Source organism: Candidatus Thermoplasmatota archaeon, from assembly GCA_029907305.1.
GTDB lineage: Archaea > Thermoplasmatota > E2 > DHVEG-1 > DHVEG-1 > JARYMC01.
In genome coordinates this window covers 1-5,593 of sequence record JARYMC010000094.1, presented here as the reverse complement: position 1 = coordinate 5,593, position 5,593 = coordinate 1, and the positions used below count along the sequence as shown (strand labels likewise).

Here is a 5,593-nt window from a genome sequence, read left to right as displayed (position 1 = left end):
ATTAGACAAATTAAGAACCATAAGTTTTCTGAAAGCGCCAGAACCTTTCCGAAAAAAATATAGTTTGTTAGAAAAAAAACTGAAAAACCTATTATTGTTATTACTGATAGAGATTGCGCTAACTTCTTCAATCGTTTTTCCCATTTCTTATAAGACTCATCCCCTTCCAAAACTCTTTGAAGAATTGGGTCTGCATTCTTTATTAATTTTTTATCTTCCATATCTTCATTTTTCATTATTTGAAACCATTAATAAGAATCATTTGTTTGTTTTAACATTTTTGTAGGTAAGGATTTATCATATTTTTATCAAAAGTTTATAATAAACCATAATATTCCTAACCTGATGAAAAAACTCAAGGCCATATGGGAACTGATGCGACTAGAGCACGGAGTAATGTTGTTCCTTGCTATACTGATAGGCTCAGTTATATCACAAAAAACAATCTATCAAAACATTGATTTACCACTTGTTAGTGTTTTACTAACATTTTTTACAGCACTATTTTTAGAGGCAAGTACGTTTGCACTAAACGACTACTACGACCTAGAAATCGATAGAATAAACAAGAGAACAGACCGCCCACTAGTAAGAGGTGACATATCACCAAAAACAGCACTATACTCCTTTTACATACTATTCCCACTAGGCCTAATCTGCTCATACTTTGTAAACATCACATGTTTTGTAATCGCCCTAATAACAGCCCTACTATCAGTCTTATATGATGCAAAAATGAAGAAAATAAAATTAGTTGGAAACTTCTACATAGCATACATAATGGCTATACCATTTGTTTTTGGAGGAGCAGCAGTACTAAAAAACAACATCTTTTCCTTAGAAAACATAAACCCGATAATATACATCATAGCGCTAATCGCCTTCCTAGCAGGCTCTGGTAGAGAGATAATGAAGGATGTCATGGATTATGAGGGGGACAAAAAACTTGGTGTCAAATCCTTGCCAAAATACATTGGTGCCCGCAAGTCAAACATCCTATCCGCTATTTTTTACATAACTGCGGTGGCATTAAGTTTTTTACCATTTTTTATGAGAGAATTCTCAATCTATTACCTTAACTACCCATATTTGTATCTTATATTTGTTACCGATACGATGCTACTTGGCACAGCACTGCAATTGATATTCAAAAAGAAAGCAAACCTAAAATTTTATAGGAAATTCACACTAGCTGCAATATTCCTAGGCCTCATAGCATTCCTCATTGGGGCTTTTATCAGATGATTTGGAGGAAAATGTATGATGAATGATATATTTGGTTTAATTCTAGTGTACACATATGTTGTTCTATTGTTGATTATAACCGAGAAAGTTTTACACAAATACCCTATGATGAGTAGAAAGATATTGCATATATTAACTGGTAACATTGCTTTCATACTACCGCTTTTTCAGACTAGGGAGATCATGGCTTTTCTAGCAGCTGGCCCATTTATTCTTTTCACTTTCCTTATGAGCCCTTATTCGCCTATTAAATCAATTCGTGGGAAAACCTCTGCGGCTGGTCATAGCATGGGGCTGGTTTATTATGCTATAGCCTGGACTATTATGGCATATGTTTTCTTTGATCACATGGAGATCATAGCTATCGGTATATTTGCTATGTCTTTTGGTGACGGTTTTGCGTCCCTTCTTGGTACAACTTTTGGTAAACGTAAATACAAGGTTGTTGGTGACGAAAAAAGCTATCTAGGCTCTTTTTTCATGTTTGTTTTTACACTTATAATGATGATAGTGGCCCTGGTTTATTTCGGTGTAGATATCACAACCCAGAGGTTGTTGGTTCTACCGTTTATTGCATTAATTGCAACGTTGGTTGAGGGTATCACACCAAAGGGTTTGGATAACATCTCTGTACCATTTACTGCTTCGTTATTGTATTGGGCATTTTTAGTAATGTGAGAAAGAGTATGCGTCTGATAATAATAGATGGTTTAGATGCGGTTGGTAAGGATACACATGCAAAACTTATTAAAAAACGATATGAGGAGAAAGGTGAGAAGGTTGTTATCCGCTCTCATCCTGAGTTAGATAATTTTTTTGGTAGGAAAGCAAAAAAAGCTCTTATGGGTCATACTAAAATCGACAAGTTTTTCGCATCTGTTTTTTATATGTTTGATGTTCTTCGCTCTATAAAAAAATATTACCACAAAAAAGGATGCGATACTTTGATTATGGTTAGGTATCTTATGGGTACTGCTTACCTACCATCTAGGCTTACTAAGGCTGCTTACACTTTTTTTGAGAACTTTGTTCCAACATCTGATTACATGTTTTTTCTTGATGCACCACCCAGTGTTTTGTTGGAGCGTGTCAAGAATAGAAGTGAAAAGGAGATGTTTGAAAACTTTGATGATCTTTTGAAGGTGAGAAAGAAGGCTTTGTTGCTTGCTGAGCATTGGAATATTGTTGATACCTCTGGTTCGCCTATGGATACGTTCTCTCATATAGAGCGTATGCTTGATAGGCTTGATAGGAGAAAATAAAGTTTTATGGTATTTTATCTATAAATAATATATTTAAATATAAATTATATAAAAAAATTTATATACTTATATACATATTATATAATAGTAGGATGGGGGAGTCATCCTTTTTTCATATCTCTCCTCACCACCTCCACGCTTCCCCATCCAAAAACTTTTTACAACAAAATCTCAGACACAATCTCCTTAAAATAAGGCACAGTATCAAAATTTTCTATTTCAGATGGATCAATCCATTTGTATTCAGAATGCTCCCAGTCAACCTTTAATTTACCAACATCCTTAACATTAAACAAAAAAGGATGTACCACCCAATCATATCTTCTACCCTCATGAAAATCAGTGAACTCAACAGGCTCAAACTCCTTAACAAGACTAACATTCTTTTTTTCTATACCAACCTCCTCCCTAATCTCCTTTAACGCAGTATCATATGGTTTCTCATTCTCCTCAACATAACCAGCTACACCACCCCACAAACCCTTATATGTCTTAACCATCCTACTTCTCCTCAAAATAAGCAGCTTACCCTCTTTATTAACCAACAGACATGTTACCACTTTAGTCATATATTAAAACCTTTTACAAATATAATCAAGCACAGACTCAAAAACAGCCCGGCCATCACCAATATTTTTACTAATTCCAGTCCGCGTCCAATCAGGATGCTGATGTCTATAAAACGTTCTCTCAGGGTGAGGCATCATACCAAAAACGTTACCAATATAGTTACAAATCCCGGCTAAATTCGATATAGAACCATTTGGGTTCCAAGGATAACCAGCATAATTACCATCAGGATCAACATAACGAAAAACAATCTGATCATTCTTCTCTAACTTCTTCAAATACTTATTTTGTTTATCTAACAGAAACAACAACTTACCCTCGGCATGAGCACTAGGAATAAGCCTAACATCCCCCTTAGGTATCCTAGAAGTAAAAACACACCTGCCATTGTTTTCATGTTTAAGCAAAGTAGGCCTACATTCAAACCTGTTAGAATCATTAATATTAAGACAAGCATCAGGAACAGGAGTAACAATCCTATCAATACCAGGCAATAAACCAAGTTCAGTTAAAATCTGAAAACCATTACATATGCCAAGCACAGGATACTCCTGCTTAACAAACTCAACCAGATGATTCTGCAACTCCCCCTTTATTCTAGCTGCAAATATAGCACCAGCTCTTATATAATCACCAGCAGAAAAACCACCAGGAAACATAATACACTGATAATCAAAAATATCACGTTTTTCATCCTTACTACAATCCACGTTTAGAAGCTGCTTAAGATGAACAAACTCAGGATCTGCCCCTAGTCTTTTAAAAGAATCATAAGATTCCTGCTCACAGTTTGTCCCCTCAATCCGTAGTATAGCTACTTTTATGTCCTTTAGCTTCACTTTTCCACCTTATTTACAGTTCAGATAAATAGTTTCTCTAATATATGATTTTTCCAGTTAATGTTTTCCACAATATAAAAAAATAGAATGAGTTTTTATATGTTACAACTTTCTTGATTATCTTAATTATTTAAGTTATCGATATTTTTTAACGGATGAAGTTTATCGAACGTTTTGCTGATTTACTAGTTTTTTAATAAACAGGTTTTGATTTGAGTTTACTTGTGAATTTACTTGTACATTTTGAAACCAGGATACTATCACCCATTTATATGTAGGTTCACTCATCATCCCATGTACGTCTTCAGCTGTAGCAGTTATGCGTAATATCATTAATGGTGTTGGTATATTCCAAGTATGCTTTATGGTAAATGGTATATTGTGCATAACAAACTCAGTTATATTATCTTCTGTTCCATCACCCCAATTTACTATATATCTAACATCATCTCCATCTGGATCGTATGATTGTACAATAAATGAATATTCACTTCCATTTACAATCCATGTTGGTCCAGAAATGAAGGGGGCATACGGTGGTTCATTTGGTCCTAATGTTGTAAAGCTCCAGATTGGTCCAGCTGTAGAATGATTATTGTCATCCCATGCTACAATCTGCCAATAATATGTTGTGTCTATCTCTAGAGTTTCAGGAACCCATGTAGTATTGGTTTGTTTATCTACAACTTTTGATGGTGGACTCGTATTTCCGAAATACACATCATATACTAATGGATCTCCATCTGGGTCATCGCATGTCCAGTTTAAGGTGACATTTATGTCTATATCTATTGCTCCATCTGGTGGATAAATAACTGTTGGAGGATAAGGCGGATCATTTTGTAGATTAACTATCACTGTTTTACTAGTTGTATTGGCTGCTCCTTCATTATCAGTTACAGAGAGACTTACTAAAAATGTACCTTCCTGATAGTATCTATGAATCGAGTTTTGTAAATCTGAATAATATCCATCACCAAAATTCCACCACCAAGATACAATGGTTCCATCTACATCTATTGATGTATCTGTGAAGTACACGTCTTGATTTGTAGTTGGGTTTGTTGGTGTAAAAACAAAATCAGCAATAGGTATCTGGTTTCCAACATAGATTGTTTTTTGTATAGATGCGTTCAAACTTTCGTTATCACGTACTGTTAGAGTAACAGTATATGTACCGTTACTAGCATATTGATGTGTAACATGCTCTCCATATTTTATATATCCTTCGCTAAACTCCCAAGTCCAATTCGTTAAATATCCATCTGGGTCATATGATGTACTATTAAAATATACAGTTAATCCGGGCTCAATATCAGTTGGCTCATACACGAAATCGGCTACAGGTGGCTCATTTCGTTCAATTTTGTCTTCAAATTTTTCATTTATTCCATTTGCATCTTTTATTAATTGTTTTTTGATTGAAAACCCAACTACTATAGTTTGTGCAAAAGCCATTCCTAAGATTAGGATTATTAATCCTAAAACTAGCATTTTTCCTAATATATGTTTTTTCATGTTTTTACTCCCCCTTATTTAAAAATTTTTATGTACTTAAAATAACCCATTAATTTATAAATTTAACTATTATTAATTTCTATTTAGGCTGTTGAAAAATTAAATTAACCCTCCTACATTTCATTTTGTTTGGGTGCACAAAATGAAAAACAATAGGAG

Annotated in this window: 7 protein-coding genes; 3 read left to right on the top strand and 4 right to left on the bottom strand. The window is 34.4% G+C overall.

Features of this window, described 5'->3' with window-relative positions; genetic code table 11:
• Nucleotides 1-236, bottom strand: a 236-nt coding sequence (locus QHH19_06615) for a hypothetical protein (protein MDH7517995.1), incomplete at its 3' end; no start/stop codon positions are given.
• 109 nt (nt 237-345) lie between these two features.
• Between QHH19_06615 and QHH19_06610 the strand changes: the two genes are divergently transcribed.
• The 3 genes from QHH19_06610 to QHH19_06600 are packed head-to-tail and all read left to right on the top strand — an operon-like array spanning nt 346 to nt 2,507.
• A complete protein-coding gene (locus QHH19_06610) occupies nt 346-1,245 on the top strand; it encodes a UbiA family prenyltransferase (protein MDH7517994.1) in 900 nt (299 codons plus the stop codon).
• A gap of 15 nt (nt 1,246-1,260) precedes the next feature.
• Nucleotides 1,261-1,923 carry an SEC59/DGK1/VTE5 family protein gene (locus tag QHH19_06605; protein MDH7517993.1) on the top strand — a complete coding sequence of 221 codons (663 nt, stop codon included), beginning with the start codon at nt 1,261-1,263 and terminating at the stop codon, nt 1,921-1,923.
• Nucleotides 1,924-1,931: 8 nt separating this feature from the next.
• A complete protein-coding gene (locus tag QHH19_06600) occupies nt 1,932-2,507 on the top strand; it encodes a thymidylate kinase (GenBank protein MDH7517992.1) in 576 nt (191 codons plus the stop codon).
• A 158-nt stretch (nt 2,508-2,665) separates the two neighbouring features.
• Here the strand turns inward: QHH19_06600 and QHH19_06595 are convergent, their stop codons facing one another.
• From QHH19_06595 to QHH19_06585, 3 genes are all read right to left on the bottom strand, one after another.
• The gene (locus QHH19_06595; protein ID MDH7517991.1) at nt 2,666-3,076 is read right to left on the bottom strand and encodes an NUDIX domain-containing protein; all 411 of its coding nucleotides are present in this window, start codon (nt 3,074-3,076) and stop codon (nt 2,666-2,668) included.
• A 3-nt stretch (nt 3,077-3,079) separates the two neighbouring features.
• Complete coding sequence (gene purQ, locus QHH19_06590; GenBank protein MDH7517990.1) at nt 3,080-3,916, bottom strand: phosphoribosylformylglycinamidine synthase subunit PurQ; 837 nt, start codon at nt 3,914-3,916, stop codon at nt 3,080-3,082.
• Between the two features lie 162 nt (nt 3,917-4,078).
• Nucleotides 4,079-5,434 carry a PKD domain-containing protein gene (locus QHH19_06585; protein MDH7517989.1) on the bottom strand — a complete coding sequence of 452 codons (1,356 nt, stop codon included), beginning with the start codon at nt 5,432-5,434 and terminating at the stop codon, nt 4,079-4,081.
• Nucleotides 5,435-5,593: the final 159 nt, after the last annotated feature.

Excerpts from the sequence above, each read along its gene's own strand:
- QHH19_06605 (MDH7517993.1), top strand. The coding sequence starts at position 1,261 with ATGATGAATGATATATTTGGTTTAATTCTAGTGTACACATATGTTGTT.
- QHH19_06610 (MDH7517994.1), top strand. The coding sequence starts at position 346 with ATGAAAAAACTCAAGGCCATATGGGAACTGATGCGACTAGAGCACGGA.
- QHH19_06585 (MDH7517989.1), bottom strand. The coding sequence starts at position 5,434 with ATGAAAAAACATATATTAGGAAAAATGCTAGTTTTAGGATTAATAATC.
- QHH19_06595 (MDH7517991.1), bottom strand. The coding sequence starts at position 3,076 with ATGACTAAAGTGGTAACATGTCTGTTGGTTAATAAAGAGGGTAAGCTG.
- QHH19_06600 (MDH7517992.1), top strand. The coding sequence starts at position 1,932 with ATGCGTCTGATAATAATAGATGGTTTAGATGCGGTTGGTAAGGATACA.